Origin of the sequence: Metabacillus flavus (genome assembly GCF_018283675.1) — a bacterium.
GTDB classification, from domain to species: domain Bacteria; phylum Bacillota; class Bacilli; order Bacillales; family Bacillaceae; genus Metabacillus_B; species Metabacillus_B flavus.
In genome coordinates this window covers 1,687,589-1,711,830 of record NZ_JAGVRK010000001.1, presented here as the reverse complement: position 1 = coordinate 1,711,830, position 24,242 = coordinate 1,687,589, and the positions used below count along the sequence as shown (strand labels likewise).

29 protein-coding genes are annotated in these 24,242 nt (G+C 43.4%); 7 read left to right on the top strand and 22 right to left on the bottom strand.

All coding sequences use genetic code 11. The annotated features are described in order from the left end of the window. Positions 1-31: 31 nt before the first annotated feature. The 3 genes from J9317_RS08830 to J9317_RS08820 all read right to left on the bottom strand — a co-directional run bounded on the left by J9317_RS08830 (position 32) and on the right by J9317_RS08820 (position 1,897). Positions 32-799, bottom strand: a complete 768-nt coding sequence (locus tag J9317_RS08830) for an enoyl-CoA hydratase/isomerase family protein (protein ID WP_347880518.1) — start codon at positions 797-799, stop codon at positions 32-34. A 307-nt stretch (positions 800-1,106) separates the two neighbouring features. After that, a complete protein-coding gene (gene rpmF, locus J9317_RS08825) occupies positions 1,107-1,280 on the bottom strand; it encodes a 50S ribosomal protein L32 (protein ID WP_123916290.1) in 174 nt (57 codons plus the stop codon). A gap of 92 nt (positions 1,281-1,372) precedes the next feature. Beyond that, positions 1,373-1,897 (bottom strand): YceD family protein, encoded by a 525-nt coding sequence (locus tag J9317_RS08820; RefSeq protein ID WP_211557953.1) that lies wholly within the window; start codon positions 1,895-1,897, stop codon positions 1,373-1,375. 216 nt (positions 1,898-2,113) lie between these two features. Here J9317_RS08820 and J9317_RS08815 point away from each other — a divergent pair, with 216 nt between their 5' ends. Next, positions 2,114-3,346: a nucleotidyltransferase gene (locus J9317_RS08815; protein WP_211557951.1), complete on the top strand. Its 1,233-nt coding sequence runs from the start codon at positions 2,114-2,116 to the stop codon at positions 3,344-3,346. A 34-nt stretch (positions 3,347-3,380) separates the two neighbouring features. Here the strand turns inward: J9317_RS08815 and J9317_RS08810 are convergent, their stop codons facing one another. Continuing rightward, positions 3,381-4,421, bottom strand: a complete 1,041-nt coding sequence (locus J9317_RS08810) for a SepM family pheromone-processing serine protease (RefSeq protein WP_211557949.1) — start codon at positions 4,419-4,421, stop codon at positions 3,381-3,383. Beyond that, positions 4,411-5,202, bottom strand: coding sequence for a patatin-like phospholipase family protein (locus tag J9317_RS08805; protein ID WP_211557947.1), 792 nt, complete (start codon positions 5,200-5,202; stop codon positions 4,411-4,413). The genes J9317_RS08810 and J9317_RS08805 overlap by 11 nt, the downstream gene beginning before the upstream one ends. Before the next feature lie 162 nt (positions 5,203-5,364). Between J9317_RS08805 and ylbJ the strand changes: the two genes are divergently transcribed. Next, on the top strand, positions 5,365-6,567 hold the full coding sequence (ylbJ, locus tag J9317_RS08800; RefSeq protein WP_211557945.1) for a sporulation integral membrane protein YlbJ: 1,203 nt from the start codon (positions 5,365-5,367) through the stop codon (positions 6,565-6,567). Between the two features lie 213 nt (positions 6,568-6,780). On the opposite strand, the gene coaD is transcribed toward ylbJ, so the two are convergent. Beyond that, a complete protein-coding gene (gene coaD, locus J9317_RS08795; protein ID WP_211557944.1) occupies positions 6,781-7,269 on the bottom strand; it encodes a pantetheine-phosphate adenylyltransferase in 489 nt (162 codons plus the stop codon). Beyond that, positions 7,269-7,841 carry a 16S rRNA (guanine(966)-N(2))-methyltransferase RsmD gene (gene rsmD / locus J9317_RS08790; RefSeq protein ID WP_211557942.1) on the bottom strand — a complete coding sequence of 191 codons (573 nt, stop codon included), beginning with the start codon at positions 7,839-7,841 and terminating at the stop codon, positions 7,269-7,271. Before rsmD ends, coaD begins: the two co-directional genes overlap by 1 nt. 356 nt (positions 7,842-8,197) lie before the next feature. Between rsmD and J9317_RS08785 the strand changes: the two genes are divergently transcribed. Further along, complete coding sequence (locus J9317_RS08785) at positions 8,198-8,587, top strand: DUF7147 family protein (RefSeq protein WP_211557940.1); 390 nt, start codon at positions 8,198-8,200, stop codon at positions 8,585-8,587. A gap of 34 nt (positions 8,588-8,621) precedes the next feature. Here the strand turns inward: J9317_RS08785 and J9317_RS08780 are convergent, their stop codons facing one another. Further along, positions 8,622-8,894 carry a YlbG family protein gene (locus J9317_RS08780; RefSeq protein WP_211557938.1) on the bottom strand — a complete coding sequence of 91 codons (273 nt, stop codon included), beginning with the start codon at positions 8,892-8,894 and terminating at the stop codon, positions 8,622-8,624. Positions 8,895-8,979: 85 nt separating this feature from the next. Between J9317_RS08780 and J9317_RS08775 the strand changes: the two genes are divergently transcribed. Then, positions 8,980-9,303: a hypothetical protein gene (locus tag J9317_RS08775; protein WP_211557936.1), complete on the top strand. Its 324-nt coding sequence runs from the start codon at positions 8,980-8,982 to the stop codon at positions 9,301-9,303. Positions 9,304-9,331: 28 nt separating this feature from the next. Here J9317_RS08775 and J9317_RS08770 read toward each other — a convergent pair whose 3' ends face one another. The 4 genes from J9317_RS08770 to ylbD all read right to left on the bottom strand — a co-directional run bounded on the left by J9317_RS08770 (position 9,332) and on the right by ylbD (position 10,964). Continuing rightward, positions 9,332-9,814 carry a YlbF/YmcA family competence regulator gene (locus J9317_RS08770; protein ID WP_211557934.1) on the bottom strand — a complete coding sequence of 161 codons (483 nt, stop codon included), beginning with the start codon at positions 9,812-9,814 and terminating at the stop codon, positions 9,332-9,334. Positions 9,815-9,850: 36 nt separating this feature from the next. Then, the gene (locus tag J9317_RS08765; RefSeq protein WP_211557932.1) at positions 9,851-10,249 is read right to left on the bottom strand and encodes a hypothetical protein; all 399 of its coding nucleotides are present in this window, start codon (positions 10,247-10,249) and stop codon (positions 9,851-9,853) included. Positions 10,250-10,328: 79 nt separating this feature from the next. After that, a complete protein-coding gene (locus J9317_RS08760; protein WP_035413007.1) occupies positions 10,329-10,568 on the bottom strand; it encodes a YlbE-like family protein in 240 nt (79 codons plus the stop codon). 3 nt (positions 10,569-10,571) lie between these two features. Next, complete coding sequence (gene ylbD, locus J9317_RS08755; protein WP_211557930.1) at positions 10,572-10,964, bottom strand: YlbD family protein; 393 nt, start codon at positions 10,962-10,964, stop codon at positions 10,572-10,574. 128 nt (positions 10,965-11,092) lie between these two features. Here ylbD and J9317_RS08750 point away from each other — a divergent pair, with 128 nt between their 5' ends. Continuing rightward, positions 11,093-11,584 (top strand): PaaI family thioesterase, encoded by a 492-nt coding sequence (locus tag J9317_RS08750; protein WP_211557928.1) that lies wholly within the window; start codon positions 11,093-11,095, stop codon positions 11,582-11,584. 23 nt (positions 11,585-11,607) lie between these two features. Here J9317_RS08750 and J9317_RS08745 read toward each other — a convergent pair whose 3' ends face one another. Beyond that, positions 11,608-12,648: a CAP domain-containing protein gene (locus J9317_RS08745; RefSeq protein WP_211562242.1), complete on the bottom strand. Its 1,041-nt coding sequence runs from the start codon at positions 12,646-12,648 to the stop codon at positions 11,608-11,610. A gap of 253 nt (positions 12,649-12,901) precedes the next feature. Between J9317_RS08745 and J9317_RS08740 the strand changes: the two genes are divergently transcribed. After that, entirely contained in the window at positions 12,902-13,261 is a 360-nt protein-coding gene (locus J9317_RS08740) for a YugN family protein (protein WP_211557926.1), read from the top strand. 28 nt (positions 13,262-13,289) lie between these two features. Here J9317_RS08740 and J9317_RS08735 read toward each other — a convergent pair whose 3' ends face one another. The 8 genes from J9317_RS08735 to cyoE all read right to left on the bottom strand — a co-directional run bounded on the left by J9317_RS08735 (position 13,290) and on the right by cyoE (position 21,277). Beyond that, complete coding sequence (locus J9317_RS08735) at positions 13,290-13,787, bottom strand: GNAT family N-acetyltransferase (RefSeq protein WP_211557925.1); 498 nt, start codon at positions 13,785-13,787, stop codon at positions 13,290-13,292. A 74-nt stretch (positions 13,788-13,861) separates the two neighbouring features. Further along, entirely contained in the window at positions 13,862-14,323 is a 462-nt protein-coding gene (locus tag J9317_RS08730) for a DUF420 domain-containing protein (RefSeq protein WP_211557924.1), read from the bottom strand. Between the two features lie 35 nt (positions 14,324-14,358). Further along, the gene (gene ctaG / locus J9317_RS08725) at positions 14,359-15,267 is read right to left on the bottom strand and encodes a cytochrome c oxidase assembly factor CtaG (RefSeq protein WP_211557923.1); all 909 of its coding nucleotides are present in this window, start codon (positions 15,265-15,267) and stop codon (positions 14,359-14,361) included. Positions 15,268-16,263: 996 nt separating this feature from the next. Then, entirely contained in the window at positions 16,264-16,596 is a 333-nt protein-coding gene (gene ctaF / locus J9317_RS08720; protein WP_211557922.1) for a cytochrome c oxidase subunit IVB, read from the bottom strand. Continuing rightward, positions 16,597-17,217, bottom strand: coding sequence for a cytochrome c oxidase subunit III (gene ctaE / locus J9317_RS08715; protein WP_211562240.1), 621 nt, complete (start codon positions 17,215-17,217; stop codon positions 16,597-16,599). Next, positions 17,217-19,082, bottom strand: coding sequence for a cytochrome c oxidase subunit I (ctaD, locus tag J9317_RS08710; protein ID WP_211557921.1), 1,866 nt, complete (start codon positions 19,080-19,082; stop codon positions 17,217-17,219). Before ctaD ends, ctaE begins: the two co-directional genes overlap by 1 nt. Before the next feature lie 25 nt (positions 19,083-19,107). Continuing rightward, positions 19,108-20,181 carry a cytochrome c oxidase subunit II gene (coxB, locus tag J9317_RS08705; protein ID WP_211562238.1) on the bottom strand — a complete coding sequence of 358 codons (1,074 nt, stop codon included), beginning with the start codon at positions 20,179-20,181 and terminating at the stop codon, positions 19,108-19,110. Between the two features lie 166 nt (positions 20,182-20,347). Then, positions 20,348-21,277, bottom strand: coding sequence for a heme o synthase (gene cyoE / locus J9317_RS08700; RefSeq protein ID WP_211557920.1), 930 nt, complete (start codon positions 21,275-21,277; stop codon positions 20,348-20,350). Between the two features lie 484 nt (positions 21,278-21,761). On the opposite strand from cyoE, the gene J9317_RS08695 reads away from it, so the two are divergent. Further along, complete coding sequence (locus tag J9317_RS08695; RefSeq protein ID WP_431190675.1) at positions 21,762-22,694, top strand: COX15/CtaA family protein; 933 nt, start codon at positions 21,762-21,764, stop codon at positions 22,692-22,694. A gap of 32 nt (positions 22,695-22,726) precedes the next feature. Here the strand turns inward: J9317_RS08695 and J9317_RS08690 are convergent, their stop codons facing one another. After that, positions 22,727-24,154, bottom strand: coding sequence for a cryptochrome/photolyase family protein (locus J9317_RS08690; protein ID WP_211557917.1), 1,428 nt, complete (start codon positions 24,152-24,154; stop codon positions 22,727-22,729). Positions 24,155-24,242 lie beyond the last annotated feature (88 nt).

Below are 24,242 nucleotides of genomic sequence, written 5' to 3'. Positions count from 1 at the left end.
GGAAATCCCGTCAATAATCAAGGCTACTTCCTCACTTTCTTTTCAAAAACCTGTCTACAGCTTGATGATGCTCTTCCATTTCCCATAATTTTGCACATTGCCAGATTTCTTCTTCCATCCTCTTCCATAGCTGACTTTGTTTCAGCTTACTGACCTGAATTGATTTATAAGCCCGGGAAACGGCTGGATTTTCTGCAAGCATGGTTTTTACGTATCGCAATCCCTCTTCTTTAAAAAAGGATTCAGGTAAAATTTCATCTAGTACTCCTTTCTGAAGGAGCTCCTCACAGCCATATATGTTTGCGGAACATAGAAGCCCGAGAGCTTTAGATGAATTGACCCTTTCCATCAGCAAAGAGCCTCCCCCCCATCCGGTTGTAATCGATAACGTGCCTTGAATAAAGCCCATACGCACTCCCTTTTTAGCTAAGCGGATATCCGCCGCCATCGCAAGCTCACAGCCTCCCCCGACAGCCGTTCCATTTATAAGCGCAAAAACTGGTGCCGGAAATATAGCCAAACGGTAGAGAATTTTCCCCATTCTATGAAGCATCCCAAATGATTCCTCTTCCGTCTTTAGAGAATGGAATGCTGTAAGATCACCGCCCGAACAAAAAGCTGCGTCACCGGATCCAGTCAGCATCAGACCGCGTACTTTCTTATCGGCTTCATACTGATCCAAAAACCCTTCCAGTTCTTCTATTACATCGAAATCCACCGCATTGCGCTTCTCAGCACGATTAAGCTTCACTTCAATAATTCCATCTGCCGCATCTGACACAAGTACCTTGTTGTCCACTATTACCACCCCTATTATGTATATAAAACTATTATATCACCGGGATTATGTAAGCGTATCCGTTTTAATATTTACGGTTTTGTTGGGTAGGACAGGATGTTTAGTTTGTATGGCGGGCTGTTCTTTTCCCTGTTCGTCTGACAACACGCTCTTTTTCACGTTCGTCTGACAACCTCTCTTCTCCTCTATTTATCTGTCTTCCGCCTTGATTCCCTGTAAATGGGCTTGGAACATTTCACAAAGCCACTTCCTGAAATCAAAAAAACCCGCTCCGAAGCACTGTGCTTCGGGCGGGTTCTTCATGGTCTTATTTTTCCACTACTTCTTTTCCTTTGTATGTTCCGCAAGCTTTGCAGACACGGTGAGACAATTTCATATCACCGCAGTTAGGGCATTCTACCATACCAGGCACTTGCAATTTGAAGTGTGTACGACGCAATCTTTTTCTTGTTTTAGAAGTTCTTCTAAAAGGTACAGCCATTCTTCCCACCTCCTTAAAGAGTGTTAAACTTTCATGTACTGGATGAAGACGGCGTAAATCCGATCATCTGGTTTAAAGCTAAAAATCAGCCTTTAGCTTTCATTATTGTTATCGAAGAATTTGGCCAGTTCGGCCATCCTTGGATCCACTTTGTTTTTGTTTTCCTCTTCAGACACGACCTTCCAGTCCTTGCCTTCCTGAGGGGCGGCTCCTTCTTCGTTAACGCTGTCGCTGAAGACCTGCATTGGAATCTCGAGAAGAATGAGTTCTTTAATTGCTGGAATTAAATCAACTTCATCGCTGTCGAGCGTATGAATTTCTCCTTCAAGTTCCTCGTCATAGTCTGTCGGTTTCAATAGGTATACTTCAGTCGTCTCAATATGAAAAGGGAATCGAACATCTACAAGCGTTCTGGCACATGGAAGAGTCAAGACCCCTGTTACAGTCAGCTGAAACGTTGCTTTATCCGATTGGATTGCGGCTCTGCCGTTTACATGGACAGGCGAGATGTCTCTCACATCTTTATGCTCATTAATGAGCTCAGTGAGATTGATTTCCTCATCCAATTCCAATCCTTTGCTTTGATATTGATATAACTGGTTGATTAACCATTTCATTAGGTATCACCTCAAGGCAACAAAGGTAATTATAGCTTTCACTATTCCATTTGTCAATATTTTTTCTTTACACTATAATATAGTCATTCAAGCCGTCTTTCCATACATTAAACTGCATTATATCACACTTTTGCAGAAGTGTGATTTAAGCTGGTTATGCTTTATGAATACTCTACCATGATTGACCCGGAATTCAAAATAAAGGAGCCATTCCGATTGAATATTTTAGGGCTTATTGTTGAATACAACCCATTTCACAATGGACATTTTTATCATATGCAGGAATCAAAAAAGGCAGCTAAGGCTGATGTGACGATTGCGGTCATGAGCGGAACCTTTCTTCAAAGGGGCGAGCCTGCCCTTTTGCCTAAATGGGAGCGTGCCAGAATGGCTTTGGAGGCAGGTGCTGACTTAGTAGTCGAGCTGCCTTACGTTTATTCTTCACAAAAGGCAAGTACGTTTGCAAACGGTGCTGTTTCAATTTTGGATATGCTTGGAGCTGCTCATTTGTGTTTTGGCAGTGAGGATGGAAAAATCGAGCCCTTTTACAATGCAATCAAACAGATCTCTCAAAATGAACAAAGTTACAGTACAAGCATAAAACAATACATGAACCAGGGCATGAGCTATCCGAAGGCCCTCTCCCTTTCGTTTGAAACCATTAACGCCCTCAAGGGAGAGCTTGCTGATTTAACCAAGCCGAACAATATACTGGGCTTTCAGTATGTTTCCTCGATTCTGGAGCAAGGAAGCTTGATGAAGGCTCATACCATTCAGCGGACTTCAGCAGGCTACCATGACGAGGCACTTCCCTCAGGAGATATTGCCAGTGCCACAAGTCTCCGAAAAGCCATTTTCAGCGGAAATGAAACGCTTAAAGAAATAAAGCCATATGTGCCTGAATCAACCTATCGGATATTATCCGGCTGGTCAAAAGAAGGAAATCCATTTCTAAGCTGGGAGAGATACTTTCCATATTTGCAATATAACGTTTTATCTATGTCTGGCAAGGAGCTTTCTGAAATATATGAGGTGGAGGAAGGCTTGGAGAATCGTCTGAAGTCTTCCATTAAAGAAAGCTCTTCCTTCCAGGAATTAATGGAACGGCTGAAAACTAAGCGGTATACATGGACAAGACTGCAGCGTATGTGTGTTCACGTGCTGACAAGAACGACAAAAAGACAGATGGAAGAGGCTGTAAATGGAGAACGCTGTCCTTTTATTAGAGTTTTAGGGATGAATCCATCTGGTCAGCGTTATTTAGGAAGCATAAAAAAGAATTTGAAAATCCCGTTAATCACGAATGTACATTCATTTGAGCATCCAGCCCTCTCTCTTGATTTAAAAGCAGCCAATATCTATGCAATGGGATTTCCAAAACAAAAAAGGATCACTCGATTAAAAGCAGAATATGCAACACCGCCTGTTCGAGTAGGATATGAAGAATAGAAAAGAGCCGCCAGAATTTATTGGCGGCTCTTTTCTATTTTAATTTAAGCTGCTTCAAATACCCCACAGCATCATTGAATTGATCAACTGGAACGATTTTCATTTTTGTTTTAATGTCCTTCGCGGTTTTAACGGCTTCTTCATAATTGGATCCCTTTTTACCGTTTTCGCTCGGGGCAAAGAAGATTTCGGCTCCGGATTTGTCAGCCGCCACAATCTTTTGGGAGATTCCTCCGATTGGGCCGACTTCCCCAGTTTCAGCGATTGTACCGGTTCCGGCAATTTGGTAGCCTTTTGTAAAATCCTCTTTTGTGAGCTGATCATATATTTCAAGGCTCATCATAAGACCTGCGGAAGGTCCGCCTATATCTTCAGTATCAAGCTTAATGTCAGGATTCACGGTTACTTCTCTGTCTGTCATGAGGGTGATCCCTATGCCCGCTTTAGATTCTCCGCCATTTGTTAAGCTTTCAGGAAATTTCGCAATGGCAACCGGAACTGTTCTTTTTTTGCCGCCGCGTTCAAAGGTAATGGATAATTGATCCCCTTCTTTTTTCTTTTCAACGTAGCTGACGAATTCTTCTGAACTTTTTAATGCTTTACCATCAATTTCGTACACTCTGTCGCCTGCTTTTAAGCTTTTTGCAGCTGGCATGCCTTTGATAAGTGAATTCACATACACGCCGTTGAATTTGCTTGTCACATCTTTTCCTGCCTCATGGTAGGCAAGAATCAGCGCTGATTCCTGGGAGCCTTCCATCAGTTTCAGCTGTCTATTCAAGTATTCCTCATCGGATTCATCCGGTGCTTTGACTTGATTCATCGGGAGGATTTCAGCATATTCATCAAACTGGGCTGCGAGATAACCGAGAATACTTGCCCTTCCGATGCTCACAGTAGTCAATGAAAAGCTTCCAGCTGAATCGTAGCCTCCATCTACTTCAATGATGGGTTCAAGGGCTGAAGCATTGCCGGGCTTTGTTACGTAATACGGTAATTTTATGTAGGAAATCGCCATGGCTATAATTATGCCGATGACAAAAGCCCGGATTGCCCCTTTTCGTTTATTCCTCATTCTGAGACTCCTTCCAATTGTCAATCAGAGAACGGATCGCTGGGAGGCTTTTTTTTGCCTCCTCTTCTCCGCTTAAAATAATCTCTTGTATGTTAGTAAAAGATCTGGAGCTGAATTTCTCTACTTGGGGGCGTATCATAATGTCGGAGGCAACGGCACGGTGATGAACCAGTTCATCCTGCATAATATCAAGACTTTGAAGGATCACATCAAAAATCGATGTGATGGCTGCCTGTCTTTTCACTACTGAAACATCAACCGAAATTACAAGATCCGCCCCCATATCCCTGACTACCGATACCGGAACCCGGTCAACAACTCCTCCGTCTACAAGCATCCTGCCATTAATGACCTCCGGAACAAAAATTCCCGGAATGGCAATGCTCGCGCGAACGGCTTCTGCAACCGGGCCTTTTGTAAATATCACTTTTTCACCTTTGCATAAGTCCGTAGCCACAATGGAAAGCGGTATGTTCAAATCTTCAATATTATTGCCCTTTGTAAAAGCCCGTATCAAACCTTTTATTTTTTCACCTGCAATAAATCCCATTTTAGGGATGGTCAGATCTAAATAATAGCTTCTTTTAAAGGCTGCAGCTATTTGGTACAGACTTTTTATATCAAGCCCTGCTGCATAAAAACTTCCCACAAGTGCTCCCATACTGCTCCCGGCTATCATGTGAACCGGTATCCCCTCGTCCTTCAATACTTTCAATACCCCCAGATGTGCAAATCCTCTTGCTCCTCCAGATCCGAGCGCCAAACCGATTTTAGGTTCCATGTTCACCAGCCCTCCTCTAATCATTTAAAGGCAGATACTGAATCTTATGGTCTAAAATAGAAGGCTATTCTCGTATATTAAGGTATTGAAGAGGTACATGCCTGACAACTATTTTATCATTACACAGTTCTGATTGTATAGAACATAGAGAGGGGGAGCCTGTTGAGCCGTGAAAAGTGGAATACTCTGCTTATTGCATTTTTAATGCTTGCGCTCACTGCATCCATTATCTTGCATCCAAAGGCTTCTCTGGAGGCCTCAAGGGGCGGGCTGGAAGTTTGGTGGACCATTGTGTTTCCTTCCCTGCTCCCTTTCTTTATCATTTCCGAGCTGCTTATTGGCTTCGGTATTGTCAGGTTTGCGGGTGTCCTTTTAGAGCCTGTCATGAGACCGCTGTTTAAGGTTCCCGGGTCAGGCGGATTCGTCTGGGCAATGGGAATTGCATCAGGTTTTCCTGCAGGTGCAAAACTTACTGCGCGTTTGCGAAAAGAAAAGCAGCTTACCAATATTGAGGCGGAAAGGCTGGTTTCCTTTACAAATTGTTCTAGTCCTCTTTTTATGTTTGCTGCTGTTTCCGTTGGAATTTTCAAAAACCCCGCACTGGGTATTTTGCTTGCCTCCGCCCATTATTTATCAAACCTGCTTGTAGGCATCATTATGCGATTTCATGGAAGACAAACAGAAGCTCAGAACGAAATACGGATCAAAAAATTCCCTTTCCCTTTATTTTCAGAGGCCTTCGGAGCACTTCATGAGACCCGTTTAAAAAACAAAAAGCCTATTGGAAAAATGCTTGGGGATGCAGTTCTGGGTTCTGTACAAACGCTTCTTGTCATTGGCGGCTTTATCATTCTCTTTTCTGTTTTAACGAGGATTTTGGATATCGTTGGGTTTTCAAATATGGCGGCTGGTATCCTAAGCCAGGCATTCTATTTATTCTCACTCCCTGAAACCCTTACAAAGCCGCTGATTGCAGGGGTTTTTGAGATCACACAAGGAAATATGGAAGCAAGTAAAGCGAATGCCGGTCTGCTTTCTAAAGTCATCATGGCATCGTTTATACTCGGATTCAGCGGCCTATCTGTTCAAGCTCAGGTTGCAAGTATTCTAGCTGAAACCGACGTTCGCTTTTTCCCATTTTTTATAGCAAGGATGATGCAGGGATTTTTCGCCGCCATTCTTACATGGGTGCTATGGAAGCCGCTCTACGTAAACAGAGGAGGCATTTCAGAAACATATGCACCTCCGAATGGAATTGAAGAATTGGAGCCATTAAACATTTTATATTCGGCTGGTCCGCTCATTACTCTATTTTTCCTTTGTTTGTATATCTGGCTTTATTGGCGCAAAAATGCGGCTTATTAAGAAAAGCGCAAGCTGCCTTGTAAAAATGAGGTCCTGCTAAGTGCGAGGCGTCCTGTCGCAGCACAGAACTGACCCGCATCCTGCGGGCCCCGACACCTCAGATCGGTCTAGGCGCTGGAGCTGGACAAATCAACTTATACAAAGAAAGATGATGAAGTAGAAATTTATACTTTCTTTTCGTGTAAAAAAAGGGGCAGAGATGATTCTCCGCCCTTATTCTGCTTTATTAAATTTTTCTTTTAGTGCTTTTTCAACACACGGAGGGACAAGGTCCGAAATATCTCCGTTGTATTTTGCCACTTCCTTCACAATACTTGAACTTAAGAATGAATATTGATTGTTCGTCATCATAAAAAAGGTTTCGATTTTGTCATCGAGTACTCTGTTCATGGATGTAATCTGCATTTCGTATTCGAAATCCGATACGGCTCTTAACCCTCTTAAAATTGCGTTTGCTTTTTTGCTCCTGGCATAATCAATCAGCAAACCTTGAGAAGACTCTACCGTAACATTGGGAATATCCTTTGTCACTTCTTGCAGCAGCGCGCATCTCTCATCCACACTGAACAAAGAATTTTTGGATGAGTTATTTAATACACACACGTATACTGTATCAAAAATATTGGCTCCCCGTCTGATAATATCCAAGTGTCCAAGAGTCACCGGATCAAAACTCCCTGAACAAACTGCTACACTTGCCATTATATTTCCCCCATTCTCCCATTGCCGTGTCTGTAAATACTGACAGCAGCCATCCCATACTTCTCAAACTTCACTAATTCGAAGCTTCCAATTTGGCCTGGCAATTCAACCTCCGTTCCATGCTCTGCAACGACAAAGCCGCCCTCTGTAAGAAGCTGTTCATCACTAATCTGTTCGATAAGCGCTTTCAATTTTTGTAGCTTGTACGGCGGATCCAAAAACACCAATTGAAACTGAAGCTCTCTTTTAATAATGGCTTTAAGCGCTCTCTCCGCGTCATTGCGATAAACCTCTGCCTGCTCCTGCAGACGGCACGCCTCAAGATTGCTATGTATCGTTTGGATGGCTTTTGCGTCCCGATCCACAAATATGCACCGTTCTGTCCCTCTGCTCAGTGCCTCAATTCCAAGACCTCCGCTTCCTCCAAAGAGATCAAGTGCCAGTCCTCCATCAAAATAAGGTCCGATCATATTAAAAATAGCTTCTTTCACCTTATCTGTTGTCGGTCTGGTCGACATCCCTGGAACTGCTTTTAAAGGTCTTCCCTTCAATGAACCAGATACAACTCTCATTTTCTATTCACCACTGCTTTACAAATTTCCTGTTTTTTCGCAAAGTCATCGTACCATAAATTAAAGAGGGAGAAAAGACAGGCAATTGCAAGCATAAAAAAAACCCCGCGGCATAACCGCAGGGTCCCTCTAAACCAAAAGGCTAGAAGGAAAAGGGAGAGGAGAAACCGGAGGAAGAACTTATGGGGAAACGTAAGTCTTCTCCGCGGTTGGCAACAACATCATGAACGAGATGCTGTCAATAGAAAGTATGGCCTGCCTTTTACATTTCTATACATTTATTTCCTTGAATGGCGCAACTTTCAGATTCATGCTACATTTGATATGGAATCCATCAGCAAAAAGGAGAGTATTCAATGGTACAGCGTTTTATCGAGCTTGGCGAGGGCTATTCAGACTTATATGAACTGCTGGAAATTATCCGATCCAATCAACATAGAATCGTTTCATTTCTTGAGCTTTCAACCATACATAATGGAAAAAAAGTAACGACTGTTGGAGTTATTATGTCTCCAACTGATCCCGGGAATTTTCAGGCAATCTATATTTGCCGGGAAGGAATTACCGATCCCCGTGTTAAAGAAACGAAGCGCTGGCAGCTGTTTCATCATGCTGCCGAGGAATCCGGAAAGCCTGTCTACCAGTTTGACGTAAAGCCTTCTTCCGTATTTCATGAACCAATTCTATATTATCAATACTTAACGGGAATTCTTAGATTAAATCATATCCTTCCCCCATTAAATTAAAAAACGCAATCCGGGATACCGGATTGCGTTTGGATTATAAACCCATTTTGTAATCATATTCTTTTGCTTTATCCTGTTTTTTCTCAAACTCGAGCTTGAGAAATGGCTTGTAAGAGGGTTCAACATGCTTCACAAAAGAGTAAGATGCGATTTTCTCTCTAAGCGCCTCGTTTTGCTCCATATCACAGTATAGAACAACATATTTGAGCCTTCTGGAGATATAGTGAACGTTTCCAAAACGGCGAAGCATTTTAACCTGCTTCAATGAGTGCATCCATACGATTAGACCTTGTCTTTTTCCATCCATTTTTCTCACCCTTTTTCACATGTCCAAGAAAAGTTTATCAGAGTTCTTACTCTTTCACAATATGCATCTGGAGGAGGAAAAAAGATTGCCTGCAGAACTTGACCTGATTTGGAAGGATTTTTTGGATAATTTGTCTGCAGCCCCTAGTCTATCATCTGTCCGGAAGACAGTCATAACCGGAATCCCATTCCTTTATATTACCGCAGATTTCCCTTTAAGCATGGAGTCGCTCAGCAGCCTGATTGATCAGTCAGCTAAGAAAGCCATGCTTTATAAAAAAGTTACGTGCAAAACAGTTTTTGTAAGAAATGAAGGTCATAATTGGGTGTATCGGCATCGTTTTTACGTCCCTCAGGAAAAAATGTTTTGCTGCGGAAATCTATGTCCAGATTGTATTTTAAACAAATAAAAGAGGCGGAGAACCTCCGCCTCTGGACTCAGGAAACTTTGCAGCCGCATCCTCCGCCGGAACCGCAGCCTCCTCCGCATGAGGACAGGCTGTCGAAGAACGGATTTCCAGTAGGCACTTTAACATGCTCAGAAACTGCACTTCCCAGCTGTATGCTGATTTCATCCAAAAGGGTTTGAAGCTCTGTCTCGGCCCGTCTGAACGCAGCTACTTTCTCATTTAAATCAAGCTCTCTTTTGATCTCCCGCATATCTTTTGAGATCTTTCTATAGTCAGGATGGTATTTTCCAAATCGCTGGACATCCTCATATATGTCTTTCACTTTTACAAACCTGCTGACAATTTCTTGTGCCGTTTGATCTTTTTTCAGGTCTTCCAGACGCATGCGATAGGCTTCCGCAAGGTCCGATTTCAGGATCATTTCACTGATCTGATCAGCCTGCTCCAGTATTTGCACACTCTCCATTGTTGCATAAACCAATGACAGCACCTCCACTGACCATTTTACCATGAAAAAGGCAGGAAGAGAACCATTCCCCTTCTGCAGCTAGTCGACTTTTACAGTCCAGCTGCGTGGCTTATGGCTGATATCAGGCCTGTTATATGCATGAACGTTCAGCAATATATCATGATATCCTGTCTTTAAACCGGAAATTGAAAACGCAGGGGTCATGAATCGCTTCTGTTTATTCCCATCAATTGAAACTGTCACAAAAAGCTCCCCATCTTTCAGTTTTTTATCCGGCACGCCAAAATTCCCTTTAGGAACAAAACACTCCACATATACGGTATCGCCTTTAACAAAATGATGGATAGAATAACTTCCCTGCCTCAATTCCAGTGCTTTTGCCTCAGCTCCTCCTGCGAAACCCTTTGGGCGGGGCTTGTCATTCGTACAGCCAGCTGCAAAGATTGTGAGCATAAGAATAAGGATGGTCCTTGCCATAGGTGCACCTCCTTTTCTTACTAGGTTTTGCAAACTTGGTCAAAACATGTAAAAAAGCTTAAGCGTTTTTGCTTAAGCTTTAATCTTGCTGCTTCATAGACTGAAACATACCAAGCATCATTGAAGCCATCTGAATCGAATTTGAGAATTGCGCTACCTTATGGGGAATGGTTTTCTGGTAATAATTCATCATAGCAAGATTCATTTCTTCCAAGGCTTGAGGATTGCGGGAAAGCTTTCGGTACCATTGAGGCTGTTCCCTGATAAATTTAGTGATTTCCGGCTTGGATTGGATATATTCCTGGATTTCTTGTCTCATTGTTTAATCCTTCCTGAAGGAAAAAGGTCTGCTGCCTCCGTTTGAAGGTGTCCCTCCCGATCCCTTTGCAACCCCGAATGTTTCCAGCAGATTCTGAACCGTCGAAACAGCATTGCTCATTTTACTCAAGCTGATATTCATTTCGTTTGCATCCATTTTTTTCACAGCGGAAAAAAGCTGGGTTACGAATCCCTTTTCTTCATCCGTTTCTTTTTCTTCCTGACGAGCGTCTTTATAATCGTCCCAATAAGCATCATTTTCGCCAAGCAAATACCAATTCTCATAGTATTCCTGCCACGTCTTTGTCCCTTTTTTCGCTTCTTGGATCATTTTTGGATGCTTTCGGACAAATTCCTTGAACTCCTCAACTTTCGGATGCAGCTTTTTCGTAGCCATTTGCCTCACCCCTTTTACTTACGCCTAGTATAATTTAAGCAAAAGGCACCCAATTGGTTCGCCTAAATTTTTCACACAGCCCTGTCATTCTGATAAAATAAAAAGAAAACACCGAAAGGGATGCAGCAATGAACAAAGAACAGATGAAGCAGCAAACATTCGAGCTTATCAATCAGCTATCCGCCGATGAAACAGATGATTTCCTTCTGCTTCTTGAGGCAATGAAACGTAAAAATCAAAAAATCAGCAGTACATATATCGGGGCCCTTCTGCAGGCAGAAGGTCAAGATGGCGATGACGAATTTACCGTAACCATACCAAACACGGCTTTAATCCAAAACTCCCTGGATATAGTACACGGGGGAATTACGGCGACACTGGCCGATTCAGCCATGGGTACCCTTGCACATAAACTTTTACCCGCACATCTCGCAGCCGTTACTTCAGAGCTTAAAATCAATTATACAGCTCCAGGAATAGGGTCTTTCCTGACATGCAAAGCAAAGCTAATTCATAAAGGAACGAGAACACTGCTGATGGAGTCGAGCATTTACAGGGAAGATGGGAAACTAATAGCATACAGCACGGCTACCTTTTTTATTATAGAAAGAAAAAAATGATAACCCGATGAGGTTATCATTTTTTACTTCCCTATGAAATCCTGTGTATAGTAATCTTTATAAACACCAACCCCAAGATGGGTGAACTCTTTATTGAGCAAAGCTTTCCTGTGCCCCTCACTGTTCAGCCAGCCTTCAACCGAAGAAATACTGTCACTGTAATGGGCTGCAATATTTTCCCCAGCCGTTTGATAAGGGATGCGGTCCCGCTTTAGCCGGTCAGCAAGCGTTCCCTGGGTGGGTGAATCATGGGCAAAATACTGCTGATCTGCCATGTCCTTGCTATGCGAAAACGCTGTTTGAGCCGTCTTCTGGTCCCAGCTTAAAGGAGCCAATTCGTGGCGGCTTCGTATGACATTGGTAATATCTAATATTTGTCTCTCTTGAGCACGCTGAATCTCCTTTTCTTCTTCTTCAGATACCGGCTCGGCATTAATCAGCTTACCCCTGTAAACTACTTCATAGGGACGCTGTTTAATAAATGTATCCTTGTCAGTTGCCCGAATACTTGAGAGTGTCCCGGTAAATTTGTCAATATAAAGCTGAACAATCGTCCCATCTGCTTCAATGGCAGGCCGGGTATTCATATCTTCCTCTGAAAGTTCAAACCTATATGAATTTCCTTTATGATCCATTGACAGGGAGGAAGAAACCGGGGCAGTCTGATAAACCTCGCTCAGCGGCTCACCAAGCCTATACGGTTTCATATTCACACCATTACCGATTGCATATACAGACACTACTTTATCTGACAAAACACCAATCTGTACGTATTGATTGTCTCCTCCATTGTAAATCCACCATTCATAATCATATTGAGATGGATCTTTTCTGGAAGGCTCCCCTAGTTCTTTCAGGACCAGTTTTGACGGCTGCCCCATTAAAGAAAGCAGTCCTTCATCGGGAAGTTCAATTGCTTGGCCGCGGGAGTCTTCTTCATTTGAAAGCTGTAAATCTTTCTTTTCTTCTTGTCGATCAGGAGGCTCTTCAGCAAATTTTATAAATACGGTATATGTACTTATAATAATGGCAATTACCAAAATGGATTTAAACAAACGTCTCAGCTAAATTCCCCCCGCTTTTCATTTTAAAATAATCCTGTTGTTACAAGTCATTTAATCAGAAAAGACTTCCAATTTCAATAAATAAGATGAAACTGTCCAGCAATGGATTAATAGTATGTCTGTTATGCTTGAATTAAATACCGATTTTCCCAAATAGAACCATATCCGGATTGAAAGTCTGACGGATTCATACTATTATAGGAATATGGGATGAAAAGCGTTTACATAAGGGTGGAAGGGAGAATACAGTATTATGAAATTCGATGGAACAGGGCTTGACCATCAAACTGCAGAATTAAGCCGGCTTGACTTTTTAATGGAACAGCATGGATTAATTCGCGCCGGACAGTGGGATTACGAACGCGTAACGTATGATAAAAAGATAGAACAGCTTGGGGAAATATATTATTTAAGGATTCAAGGCTATATTACAGAAGGTGAAGTTGGCGGAAGACACGCGGTTGTTAAACTATTACCTCCCCTGCTAGGAAAGCATTATTATCCCCACGGCGTGGAATATGGCGAGGGAGAAGAATTTCCGGAGCCGATTGTACAATCCTGCGAAAACACCATTAAGCGTCTAAAAAAAGACTTGGAAGCGATTATGCTGTAAGAAGACAGAAGCCTTGCTTTTGTCTTTTTTATTTTGAAAGTCTCCAGCTTAAATAAGATTCCTCCTTCCTGTTGCATATGAGTCCGAGCCTGCTTAAAATGCCAATGGTCTTTTCATGATCAATGTGGCATTCTGTTGAAATACTCTTCACTCCATTTTGTTCGAAGAGCCAATCAAAAAAATGACTCACTGCCTCGAATCCATTTTCTTTCCGGTAGTCCTGATGAATACGAAAGTCGAAATCCACAGTCCCATTCTTATCCGGTTTTGAGTAGATGTAAAAATCTCCGATCATCTTCTTTTCCCTGTGGTGAATGATCAGCCAAATGCCCCAGCCATACTCAGACCGGTCCTTTTCCAGTCTTTCTATGTAAAAAGGCAGAATTCCTTTACTCATGGATGAAGGCCAGTCCTCAGGAATGACAATAGGGGAGCGCTTGGCCAGCTCCTTTCTATGCAGAATAAGCGACTTCGCCAAATCCAAGGAGCAGGGAATGAGCAGCAGCTCATCTGTCAGAATTTCCATTTAATTCCCTCCTTATCTTTTAACCAATAAAAAAAGGGTTACAGAATTATATTCTGCACCCCCCCTGAATTATGTTAAAAGCCCGTAATCGCTTTTATGACGGGCACTGTTTCTCCTCCGCCATAGATAATGTACAAAAGCATGTAAACGGTGACACCCGTTACTGCTGTCGAGAACCAGATAATGCTTGTGATTGGTCCAAGTCTGCGATGGCGGATTATTTTTTGTCTGTAGCCCGACCAGATTGAGACAATACCAAAAACTCCTCCTGATGCTGCAAGAAAAATATGAAAGATTAAAAAGGCTAAATAAAAAACTTTAACACCCGGCGGTCCTCCAAAAGCCGTATTTCCGTCAAAAACAGTTCTGGAAACGTAAACGATAAAAAATACAAGTGCAAAAACACCGGCCCAGGTCATAGCTTTACGATGAGCTTCTACACGGCGTTTAGCAATCAAATACCAGCCAATGGCAACAAATACGGCACTAATCACAATAAAAGCCGTGCTGATAGTTGGAAGAAGAGGCAAGTACATAAGCAAAGACTCCTTTTACTTGAATGATGTCACTATCAAATACGATGCCCTTTTTCTGAGAGAATTGCCTGCAGCTCCCGCTTATCCTTTTCTCTCTCAATTCTTACCCATTTAAAGAAAACACAGCCAAGAATCGTGCCATAAACAGCCTCCTGGATGATTTTCATTAATATGCCGCCGAGCTGCTGATCTTCTGTTAATGGTATGGAAGTAAAAACTTCCGGACCTGACAGGCTTAATCCCGATAAGGTTGCTCCTGGTACACAGAGCGCCATTGCACTCATCCAGGAAGCAGGATCGGAATAAGCTGCATAAAGAGGATCCTTTGCAAAAATGATCAGTGCACATGCTGGTGTCAGGAGAACCCCGTTCGCAAAAATATATCCCATTTTCATAAGGCTGGACATCTCACCAGAATCTCCCCGTTTTCTAAATAAAGGCCACCACATACATATGGATGTAAAAAAGATGAGACTCGTAGCGGCCGCGTGATAGGCAGGATTGGTTTTGACGATATCGAATATAAGCGGAGTATGATAGAAGGAAAAAATCCCATTAAACAAAATCAATGCCAGAATTGGCTGTGTCAAAAACATAAAAATTCGCCTAACGGGTGAACGCAATAAAATCAAATTCCACATCCAGCCCGGTATGCCAATGATAAGTAATGGAGAAACAACCAAATACACCAAGGCCATCTGAGTCATATGCACACTGAAAAGGATATGGCCCAGCAAATCGAACGGACTGCCTTTCAAAATGTAAAGAAGAGCAAGACCTCCATAAAATGAAGCTTTCTGCTTCGCTGATACTTCCTCAGAGTTCTTAAACCACTTTTTACGATGCTTGCCTGCTGAATAATAAACAGCTGCAAGTATTACTAAAACAGTGAAATAATAAGGGCTCCATAATGCTTCAAATCCGAACAATGCCAAATTTTCCAAAGATGTCTCCTCCTCTCGGCGCCCCGCAGAAGGCAAGTTTGTCCGGCGGAGCGACAGAGCGCGGCACCTTCCTTCAATCACTTAACAAACTTGATGAGCTGCAGATGTATAAATAATGGTTCAAGCAATTAAGAGCCGCATGATTCCTCAGGCCGCAGGGCCCCAGGAGGGGGTTCAGCTCAGGGGAGCGGCAGGACCCCGCCCCTTTAGCAGAACCTCCTTACTAGAAGCGCCCTTCGCTTTTCTACTTTGTCCAGCTCCAGGCGCTAGCCTCTCGAGGTCATAAGCCACTCATCCTGCGGAAGGAAAAAGCACCTTCCTCCGGCTGATTGTCTTATGCTTGTCGAGGCTGGGCAAGCGCCCTCCGCTTTTCTACTTGTCTAGCTCCGGCGGCTAGCCGTTCGGACGCTTCGCTGGCCCTGTCAAAGTCAAAGAACGACTTTGTCAGTTCCAGCTCCACCGTCTGTCTCGGAGGCCTGCACGATGCAGGTCAGTTCTGCGTTGCGGCAGGACGCCGCGCCTTTAGCAGAACCTCCTTACTAGAAGCGCCTTTCGCTTTTCTACTTTGTCCAGCTCCGGGCGCTAGCGCTTCGGCCGCTTCGCTCTCTCGGTCAAGGCAAAAAACGCCTTTCGGTCGAGAGCTCCACCGTCTCTCAGCGCTGGGCAAGCGCCCTTCGCTTTTCTACTTGTCTAGCTCCGGCGGCTAGCCGTTCGGCCGCTTCGCTCTCTCGGTCGAGGCAAAGAACGCCTCTCGGTCGAGAGCTCCACCGTCTGTCTCGGAGGCCTGCACGATGCAGGTCAGTTCTGCGTTGCGGCAGGACGCCGCGCCTTTAGCAGAACCTCCTTACTAGAAGCCGCCTCCGCTTTTCTACTCTGTCCAGCTCCAGGCGCTAGCCGTTCGGACGCTTCGCTGGCCCTGTCAAAGTCAAAGAACGACTTTGTCAGTTCCAGCTCCACCGTCTGTCACGGCTGTGCAAGCGCCCTTCGCTTTTCGAGTTACCACCAAACAATGGTCATAAAGGTCAGTACTGTGAGGGCTGCTACGAAGACGCCTGAGTATAGGAAAAGGGCTGCTGCTTCGTGGCCTTTGTGATTCATGTGCATAAAATAGTAGAGCTGAAATGCGACCTGAACTAATGCGAGCAGGATAATGAACGGGACGGTAAACCAGTGTTCAATTCCTTTATAGCCCACTGCCATGAAGGCCAGGATAGTCAGGAAAAGCATCATTCCAAACGATACAAGCTGATACTTCATGTCTTCAGCGTTTTTTCTTTTTCGATAAGCAAGATCAACCTTTGGGTTACCTGAATTTTGATGTTGAGCCATTTACCCCACCATCCCCATTAAGTATACAACCGTGAAAATGAATACCCAGACAACATCAATGAAATGCCAGTAAAGACTGGCTACATAGAATTTAGGGGCATTATACAGGCTTAGTCCCCTCTTGCTATTTCGTATAATTAGAGTTGTAATCCACAAAAGTCCAAAGGTTACGTGGGCTCCGTGAGTTCCTACAAGGGTATAAAAGGCCGAACCAAATGCGTTCGTTGTAATGGTAAAGTCCTTCTCGTGAACATAGTGATTAAATTCATAAATTTCAAGCCCAAGGAAACCAGCACCAAGAAGCACTGTAATCCCCAGCCAAATCTGCATTTGTTTAAAGTTGAAATTTTTCATGTGGTACATGGCATAAACACTTGTCAAACTGCTTGTCAATAAAAGCATGGTTGCGATAAATACAATCGGAAGCTCAAACAGTTCTTCCGGAGGTCCGCCTTTTGGCGATTGTCTCAGTGCCAGGAATGTGGCGAACAAAGAAGCAAACAGGACAGTTTCTCCCCCTAGAAACAGCCAAAAGCCCACAAATTTATTTTTCCCTTCCAGGGTGGCTTTTTCAGGAGATTCCGGGAATGTTTCAGCTGTTAGCTTTTCTTCAGCGTGCATCATGCCTTCACCTCTTTATCATCATCTTCAAGATCTTCTTTATGAATATGGAATCCGTGATCATCCAGCACAGATCGAAGGAACATCGATGCAAGCGTTATGGCGAAACCAACAAACAGGACAAGAATAGCCCATGGCTCATCCGCACGGTACATAAGTCCGAATGCTGCTACGAATAGCCCGAATGCCATAATAAAGGGAATGATCGATGAATTTGGCATATGGATATCAGACACGGGTTCTGCGGGCGTCATCCCTTTTTTACCTGCCATTTTTTCAACCCATAAAGCGTCAAGACCGCGCACAAGCGGTGTTTGCTTAAAGTTGTACTCAGGAGTCGGCGCTTCAACAGCCCACTCAAGTGTACGGCCATCCACCCATGGATCCTTTCCAGAAGCTTTCCCATTAACAGCTGTCATGACAATGTTAATAAGCATAACGATAATGGCTGCTGCCATGAAAATAGCACCTATTGAACTGACGAGGTTACCTGTCTCCCACCCCTGATTTGGCAGGAAGGTAAATACCCTTCTTGGCATTCCATATAAACCAAGAAAATGCTGAATAAAAAACGTAAGGTGAAAACCGATAAAGAAAAGAACAAATGTAATTTTTCCGAGCGTTTCATTAAGGATTTTATTAAACATAAGCGGCCACCAGTAATGGACTCCGGCAAACAAAGCGAATACCACTCCGCCTACAATAACGTAATGAAAATGGGCAACTACAAAGTAACTGTCATGGTACTGATAATCAGCCGCTGCACTCGCAAGCATAACCCCTGTTACTCCTCCAAGGACAAAAGAAGGAATGAATGCAACAGACCAAAGCATGGCGGTTGTATAGCGGATGATCCCGCCCCACATGGTAAAGAGCCAGTTAAATATTTTGATTCCAGTCGGGACGGCAATTGCCATCGTAGCTACGGCAAAAATCGCATTTGCGATTGGCCCTAAACCTGTTGTAAACATATGATGCGCCCATACCATAAACCCTAAAAATCCGATGAGTACGGTAGCAAAAACCATGGAGGAGTATCCAAACAATCTTTTTCTTGAGAAAACCGGAATGATATCAGAAAACATGCCGAACGCAGGAAGAATTAATATGTATACTTCCGGGTGCCCGAATATCCAGAACAAATGCTCCCAGATGACTGTATTTCCTCCTTTTTCTGCGGCAAAGAAGCTTGTGTCAAACAGCCGGTCAAACATCATCAGTGCTAATCCGACAGTAAGGGCAGGAAAGGCAAATAATATAAGTGCAGATGCAACAAATGTTGTCCAGGTGAAAAGCGGCATTCTCATAAATGTCATGCCTGGCGCTCTCATGTTTATAATCGTTACAAGGAAGTTGATTCCGGCAGTTAAAGTCCCTATCCCTGATATTTGCAGCCCAAGCACGTAAAAATCAATGCCGTGTCCTGGAGAATAAAGAGATAAAGAGGCGTAGGATGTCCAGCCCGCATCAGGAGCTCCCCCTAAAAACCAGCTTAGATTCAAAAAAAGTCCGCCAAATAAGAAAAGCCAGAAGCCCAGTGCATTTAAAAACGGGAATGCAACGTCGCGCGCTCCAATCTGCAGCGGCACGACTGCATTCATGAATGCAAAAAGCAAGGGCATGGAAGCAAGGAAAATCATTGTCGTACCATGCATCGTAATAATTTCATTGTATAAACCGGCCTGAAGAAAATCATTGCCGGGAACAGCAAGCTGAATACGGATCAGCAGCGCCTCAAGTCCCCCTACTAAAAAGAAAAATCCGCCTGCTGCGAGATACAAAATTGCAATTTTTTTATGGTCAACAGTCGTTAAATAATCCCAAACCGTTGCACCGAAACCCTTCTTCTGAGCGATTGTACTCAAGTCAAACCCTCCCCTTTATTGCAGCTTATTCAACTTTCAAGCCTTTCATATACGCTGTAAGCGCTTCAATTTCTTCTCCGGATAATTTTGGGTACTTCCCTGTCATCTTGTTGCCGGGCTTGTATTTTTCAGGATTTTCAAGCCAATTTTTAATATTTTCATCAGTATTAGGCAAAATACCAGCCACTTTAGTACGTTCACCGAAGTTGCCCAGATTAGGTGCTGTACGTACTTCTTCAGGCCGCTCATCAGCAGGTGCTACAGCATGGCATCCGATGCAGCTCTTTTCCTCAAAAAGCTGTTCCCCTTGTTTAGCCAGAGCAGTTGCTGCCTGAGGCTTTGCAGATTTCATTTTATTAGTCCATTGATTAAATTCTTCGCGCGGTACCGCTTTCACTTTAAAGTCCATCAATGCGTGGGACGGTCCGCAAAGCTCGGCACACTTTCCATAAAGATACTCTCCAGCCTTATTGACTTTATCAGAATCAAATGTCAGCCAGAATTTATTTACATTTTCCGTATTCGTATCAATTTTTCCACCTGCAGAAGGAATCCAAAAAGAATGTTTTACATCTGAAGCCTTTACACTAAAGTAAACCTTTTCATCTGTAGGTACTACTAAATCCTGACTCGTAATGATTTTGTAGTCAGGGTATTCGAATTCCCACCAGTAGAGATTAGCGCGTACATTGACGACTAATGCATCCTCCGGCTTGCGGTTTTTCTCCTCCATTGGTTTTACATTTGCCAAATCAAAGGTTGCTGCAACAACTGGGACGGCTAATACAAGCAGAAGCAAGATCGGAATAACAGTCCAGATAATTTCTAATCGCTGATTTCCTTCTACCTGTTCAGGAATTTTCTTTTCATCCCCGCTTCGGTGCCTGAAGCGCACAATAACATAAAAGAATATGACAGTGACGACAGCTACGACCACTACCATAATAATGGTGCTTAAACTCATAATCCAAAATTGGTTCTCTGCTACCTCTCCAGCTGGCTGCAGTGTGGAAAGGAACGGTTCTCCGCATCCGGTCATCACAAGCGCCGCTGTGATGAACAAAGCCATCAGACGCCATGTTGTCCGCCATTTTTTCATAGCCAAATCAAACCCCTCTTCAAGTAATTTGGTTGTGTGACGTTTTAAACCTTTTGAATATTGCAAAAAATTTAATTATGGAAAATCCTTTTAAATAAAAGAATTTTTTACAGGGATAGGTATGAATAATGCGTGGCGGATACATACCGCCACGCCTATTCATTTATTAAACGATCGTGAAGAGGATCATAGATACGAAGAGGATCGTTAAATAGTTGAGTGAGTAAATAAACATCCATTTAGCCCAAACGAGGTCATCCTTTATTTTAAAGCCTGAAAGTGCCAGTGCAATCCAGCCTACATTAAGCACGGTAGCCAAGATCAGAAATCCAATGCCCAGATCATAAAGGTAGAATGGCAGCGGAAGCAGGCAGGCTACCCAGACCATCATCTGTCTCTTTGTCATAGCAAATCCGCGTACAACCGGAAGCATCGGTATTTTAGCTGCACGGTATTCCTCCACTCTTTTCATAGCAAGAGCGAGAAAATGCGGCGGCTGCCAGATAAACATAATCATGAACAGGACCATTGCCTGAACAGTGATATGCGGGTCTACTGCTGTCCATCCGATCAGCGGCGGAACCGCACCCGGTATGCTTCCAATTACAGTGTTGATCGTGTAGCGTCTCTTCGACCACATTGTATAGAGAAATACATACGAAAATACTCCAATTGCTCCAATCAATGCTGCCATCATGGTTGTCATGAGCAGGGCGGCCATGCCAAGTGCAATTAGAAAAATCCCAATCCAAAGCGCTTGGTTTGGTTCATACTTCCCTGTAACAGTAGGACGGTTTTTGGTCCTTTCCATGATCGGATCAATATCCCTGTCATAGTAATTGTTTACTGCGCATGAACCAGCCATAACCAGCGCAGATCCCACGAGCGCAAACACCACTGTATCAAGCGAAGCCAAAAAGCTTTGTCCGCTGAAATAAAAAGCCAGCCATAGCCCGGCAAAGGCTGTGATCATATTGGAATTAACAATTCCTATTTTTATGAGAGCCAGGAAGTCCTTCCAGGCGGAAGCCTTAGTGATCTCATGAGGACCGTGTTCGCTCATCGCTGTTTCGGCAGCTGTCCTCGAATTCGGCATAATACATCCTCCTTTGCTTATGGTGCCTTTATGTAAAGCACCTCAAACCTGTTTCTTCACACAAAATACAAGCCTGAATCTACTTATAATGATACAGGAAGTGTAACTCGAACAAAATGCTCTAAATGATTTAAACAAGAATTCGACAAATATTTATGGCTAATTTGTGAACATTTTGTGTCATTACCGTGAAAATTTGTGTGAATTGGAACAGGATACAAGCCATCTTATTTTAACATAAAATGCGGAGGAATAAAGATAGGCATTTCTTTTGAAAAAAAACCTTCTTTATTATTTCTAGCAAACTCTTTTCCATTTATCAACCTTTTTTCAAGTAATAGTAAAAATGACCGCTGTTTTTAAGCGTTTTGTGAACAATGTTCCGCTCTAGTTGTATTTTCCTTCTCTTTTTCTTACAATCAAAAGCGTGTTATGGCAAAATACTATTAAGATGAATAAATGAATTGACTAGAAGAATAAGAAGGTGAATCGTTTGAAACGTGTTATCGCGTTAAAATGGCTGGCTGTCATCACGACACTAGTTATGCTAGTTGTGCTGCTTGGCGGTGCGTTAGTTACAAAAACCGGTTCAGGAATGGGCTGCGGGCGATCCTGGCCTCTATGCCATGGGAAATTCGTACTTCTTCCCGGTGACATCACTCCTGAGCTGATAATCGAATTAAGCCACAGGGCGGCAAGTGCAGCGGCAGGGCTCCTTGTTATAGCTCTTGCCATTGCTTCCTGGAGGCTCATTGGACATATAAGGGAGACAAAGTTTTTAGCTGTCCTGTCGGTCGTTTTTCTTTTGCTTCAGGCCCTGCTTGGTGCAGGAGCGGTCGTATGGGGGCAATCCAGTGCAATGAAAGCCATCCATTTCGGTGTATCGCTTATTTCTTTTGCATCCGTGCTGTTGCTCGCTCTCCTCATTTTTGAGGTTGACAGAAAGTTTGACACCAACACTCTTGTAATTGACAGGAAAATGAAATTCCATATGATTGGCGTGCTTATCTACAGTTACATTGTCGTCTATACAGGCGCCTATGTCCGCCACAGGGGTGCAAGCCTTTCCTGTTCCAGCTGGCCTCTATGCAATGATGGATCCGCAATGCCCATGCGATTCCAGGAATGGGTGCAGATGGGCCATAGGTTTGCTGCAGGCCTTATATTTGTTTGGATTGCCTATGCAGCCTGGCAGGCTATCAAGCATTATAAGCATCAGAAGGTTGTTTACTGGGGATGGATTATTTGCTTCATTCTCGTATCCCTTCAGGCCCTTTCAGGTGCTCTCATTGTCCTGACCCAGCTAAATCTTGCCATTTCTTTGGCACATGCTATATTCATCTCATGTCTGTTTGGGGTATTAAGCTACTTCCTCCTGCTTGTATCAAGAAGCAATGCAAATATGAGAAATCAATAAACCAAAAGGGATGCCCCGGAAAGGCATCCCTTTTATTTATCATTTTTAAAAAGATCAATTGCTTTTTTCCTCTGCTCCTGATGATCGACGGCCGGCGCAGGATAGTCCTTCCCTATCATACAGGAAATTTCTCTCTGTTCTTCTTGAGGCATTTTCCATGGTTCATGTATATACAAGGGAGAAACATCCTTCAGCTCGCTCACATATTTGCGTATGTAATTTCCGTCCTTATCAAATCGCTTCGACTGGGTAACAGGGTTGAAGACTCTGAAATACGGAACAGCATCCGTTCCTACAGAAGCTGCCCATTGCCAGCCGCCAATATTCGATCCGGGATCATAGTCCACGAGCTTGGAAGCAAAGTATTCTTCTCCAAGACGCCAGTCAATCATTAAATCCTTCGTCAAGAAGGATGCAGTAATCATCCGAAGCCGATTATGCATCCACCCTTCATGATTCAGCTGCCTCATCCCTGCATCTACAATCGGGTACCCTGTTTTGCCCTCTTTCCAAGCTTGAAGCATCCGTTCATCCTGATTCCATTGGAGAGATCTGTAGGCTTCCAGAAACTCCTGATCCTTCGTTTTGGGATGGCTGGCGTAGATCATCTGGTAAAAGTCCCTGAATGCCAGTTCCCTAATATACGCTTCTTTACTGCTCTCATCCCCATCTGTCTGGGCGACTGCCGTATAAACCGTCCTGGGTGAAATCGTTCCTGTTTTTAAATACCTGGACATAAGGCTTGTCCCCTTTTCCGATGGAATATTCCGTCCATCTGGGTAATTCTCAAGCCCTTGCTCTATAAAGGTTTTCAGCTGTGACCGGGCAGCTTTTTCTCCAATCTCCCAATCCATGCTTTTTGAACCGCCCGAAAGCTTTTCTATTTCTGATGCTGCACTCTTTGAAATCTGTTTGGTTTTACGGACGTATTTACCAAGTTCATCGAACGAGAGTTTTTTTATCACAGGCTTATCTATTTGTTTCCAAGCTTTGTAATAAGGCGAAAACACTTTGTAAATGGAGCCATCCTTTTTCAATACTTCGTTTGGGCCATGTATGTATGCATCCTGAAATGAATGAACTCTAATCTCTCTATCTTCAAACCATTCTCTCATTTTCTGATCTCTTTCTTTCCCATATCCCGCTTCATCCAGATTAAAGAATACAGCTTCAGCATCATCATGCTCTTTCAGCACCTGCTGAAACGCCTTCTCCGTGTCCCCTTCTACAATCAGCAGCTCCGTTCCAAGCTTGCGGCATCTTTCACCAAAATCCTTGACTGTTGCCATAAAATACTGTTGCCTGAGACCATTTTCCGATTCCTGAAAAAAACGGCGGTTCAGCTGAAAAACAAAGACAAGCTCGCTTTCATTTTTTTGACAATAAGACAGCGCTTCTGAAAGCGCGATATGATCCTGAAAGCGAAAATCTCTTCGGAACCATACAAGCACACTTCCCATCATTCAGCCTCCTCTCTCTGTATCCATTCCCTTTTGCATAAGATTTTAACGAAGCTGAAGGAATCGCGTACAGAATGGATGTGCTGGC

Excerpts from the sequence above, each read along its gene's own strand:
- rpmF (WP_123916290.1), bottom strand. The coding sequence starts at position 1,280 with ATGGCTGTACCTTTTAGAAGAACTTCTAAAACAAGAAAAAGATTGCGT.
- J9317_RS08820 (WP_211557953.1), bottom strand. The coding sequence starts at position 1,897 with ATGAAATGGTTAATCAACCAGTTATATCAATATCAAAGCAAAGGATTG.
- J9317_RS08810 (WP_211557949.1), bottom strand. The coding sequence starts at position 4,421 with ATGAGGAATAAACGAAAAGGGGCAATCCGGGCTTTTGTCATCGGCATA.
- J9317_RS08805 (WP_211557947.1), bottom strand. The coding sequence starts at position 5,202 with ATGGAACCTAAAATCGGTTTGGCGCTCGGATCTGGAGGAGCAAGAGGA.
- coaD (WP_211557944.1), bottom strand. The coding sequence starts at position 7,269 with ATGGCAAGTGTAGCAGTTTGTTCAGGGAGTTTTGATCCGGTGACTCTT.
- rsmD (WP_211557942.1), bottom strand. The coding sequence starts at position 7,841 with ATGAGAGTTGTATCTGGTTCATTGAAGGGAAGACCTTTAAAAGCAGTT.
- J9317_RS08785 (WP_211557940.1), top strand. The coding sequence starts at position 8,198 with ATGGTACAGCGTTTTATCGAGCTTGGCGAGGGCTATTCAGACTTATAT.
- J9317_RS08780 (WP_211557938.1), bottom strand. The coding sequence starts at position 8,894 with ATGGATGGAAAAAGACAAGGTCTAATCGTATGGATGCACTCATTGAAG.
- J9317_RS08770 (WP_211557934.1), bottom strand. The coding sequence starts at position 9,814 with ATGGTAAAATGGTCAGTGGAGGTGCTGTCATTGGTTTATGCAACAATG.
- J9317_RS08765 (WP_211557932.1), bottom strand. The coding sequence starts at position 10,249 with ATGGCAAGGACCATCCTTATTCTTATGCTCACAATCTTTGCAGCTGGC.
- J9317_RS08760 (WP_035413007.1), bottom strand. The coding sequence starts at position 10,568 with ATGAGACAAGAAATCCAGGAATATATCCAATCCAAGCCGGAAATCACT.
- ylbD (WP_211557930.1), bottom strand. The coding sequence starts at position 10,964 with ATGGCTACGAAAAAGCTGCATCCGAAAGTTGAGGAGTTCAAGGAATTT.
- J9317_RS08750 (WP_211557928.1), top strand. The coding sequence starts at position 11,093 with ATGAACAAAGAACAGATGAAGCAGCAAACATTCGAGCTTATCAATCAG.
- J9317_RS08740 (WP_211557926.1), top strand. The coding sequence starts at position 12,902 with ATGAAATTCGATGGAACAGGGCTTGACCATCAAACTGCAGAATTAAGC.
- J9317_RS08735 (WP_211557925.1), bottom strand. The coding sequence starts at position 13,787 with ATGGAAATTCTGACAGATGAGCTGCTGCTCATTCCCTGCTCCTTGGAT.
- J9317_RS08730 (WP_211557924.1), bottom strand. The coding sequence starts at position 14,323 with ATGTACTTGCCTCTTCTTCCAACTATCAGCACGGCTTTTATTGTGATT.
- ctaF (WP_211557922.1), bottom strand. The coding sequence starts at position 16,596 with ATGGCTCAACATCAAAATTCAGGTAACCCAAAGGTTGATCTTGCTTAT.
- ctaE (WP_211562240.1), bottom strand. The coding sequence starts at position 17,217 with ATGCACGCTGAAGAAAAGCTAACAGCTGAAACATTCCCGGAATCTCCT.
- coxB (WP_211562238.1), bottom strand. The coding sequence starts at position 20,181 with ATGAAAAAATGGCGGACAACATGGCGTCTGATGGCTTTGTTCATCACA.
- cyoE (WP_211557920.1), bottom strand. The coding sequence starts at position 21,277 with ATGCCGAATTCGAGGACAGCTGCCGAAACAGCGATGAGCGAACACGGT.
- J9317_RS08690 (WP_211557917.1), bottom strand. The coding sequence starts at position 24,154 with ATGGGAAGTGTGCTTGTATGGTTCCGAAGAGATTTTCGCTTTCAGGAT.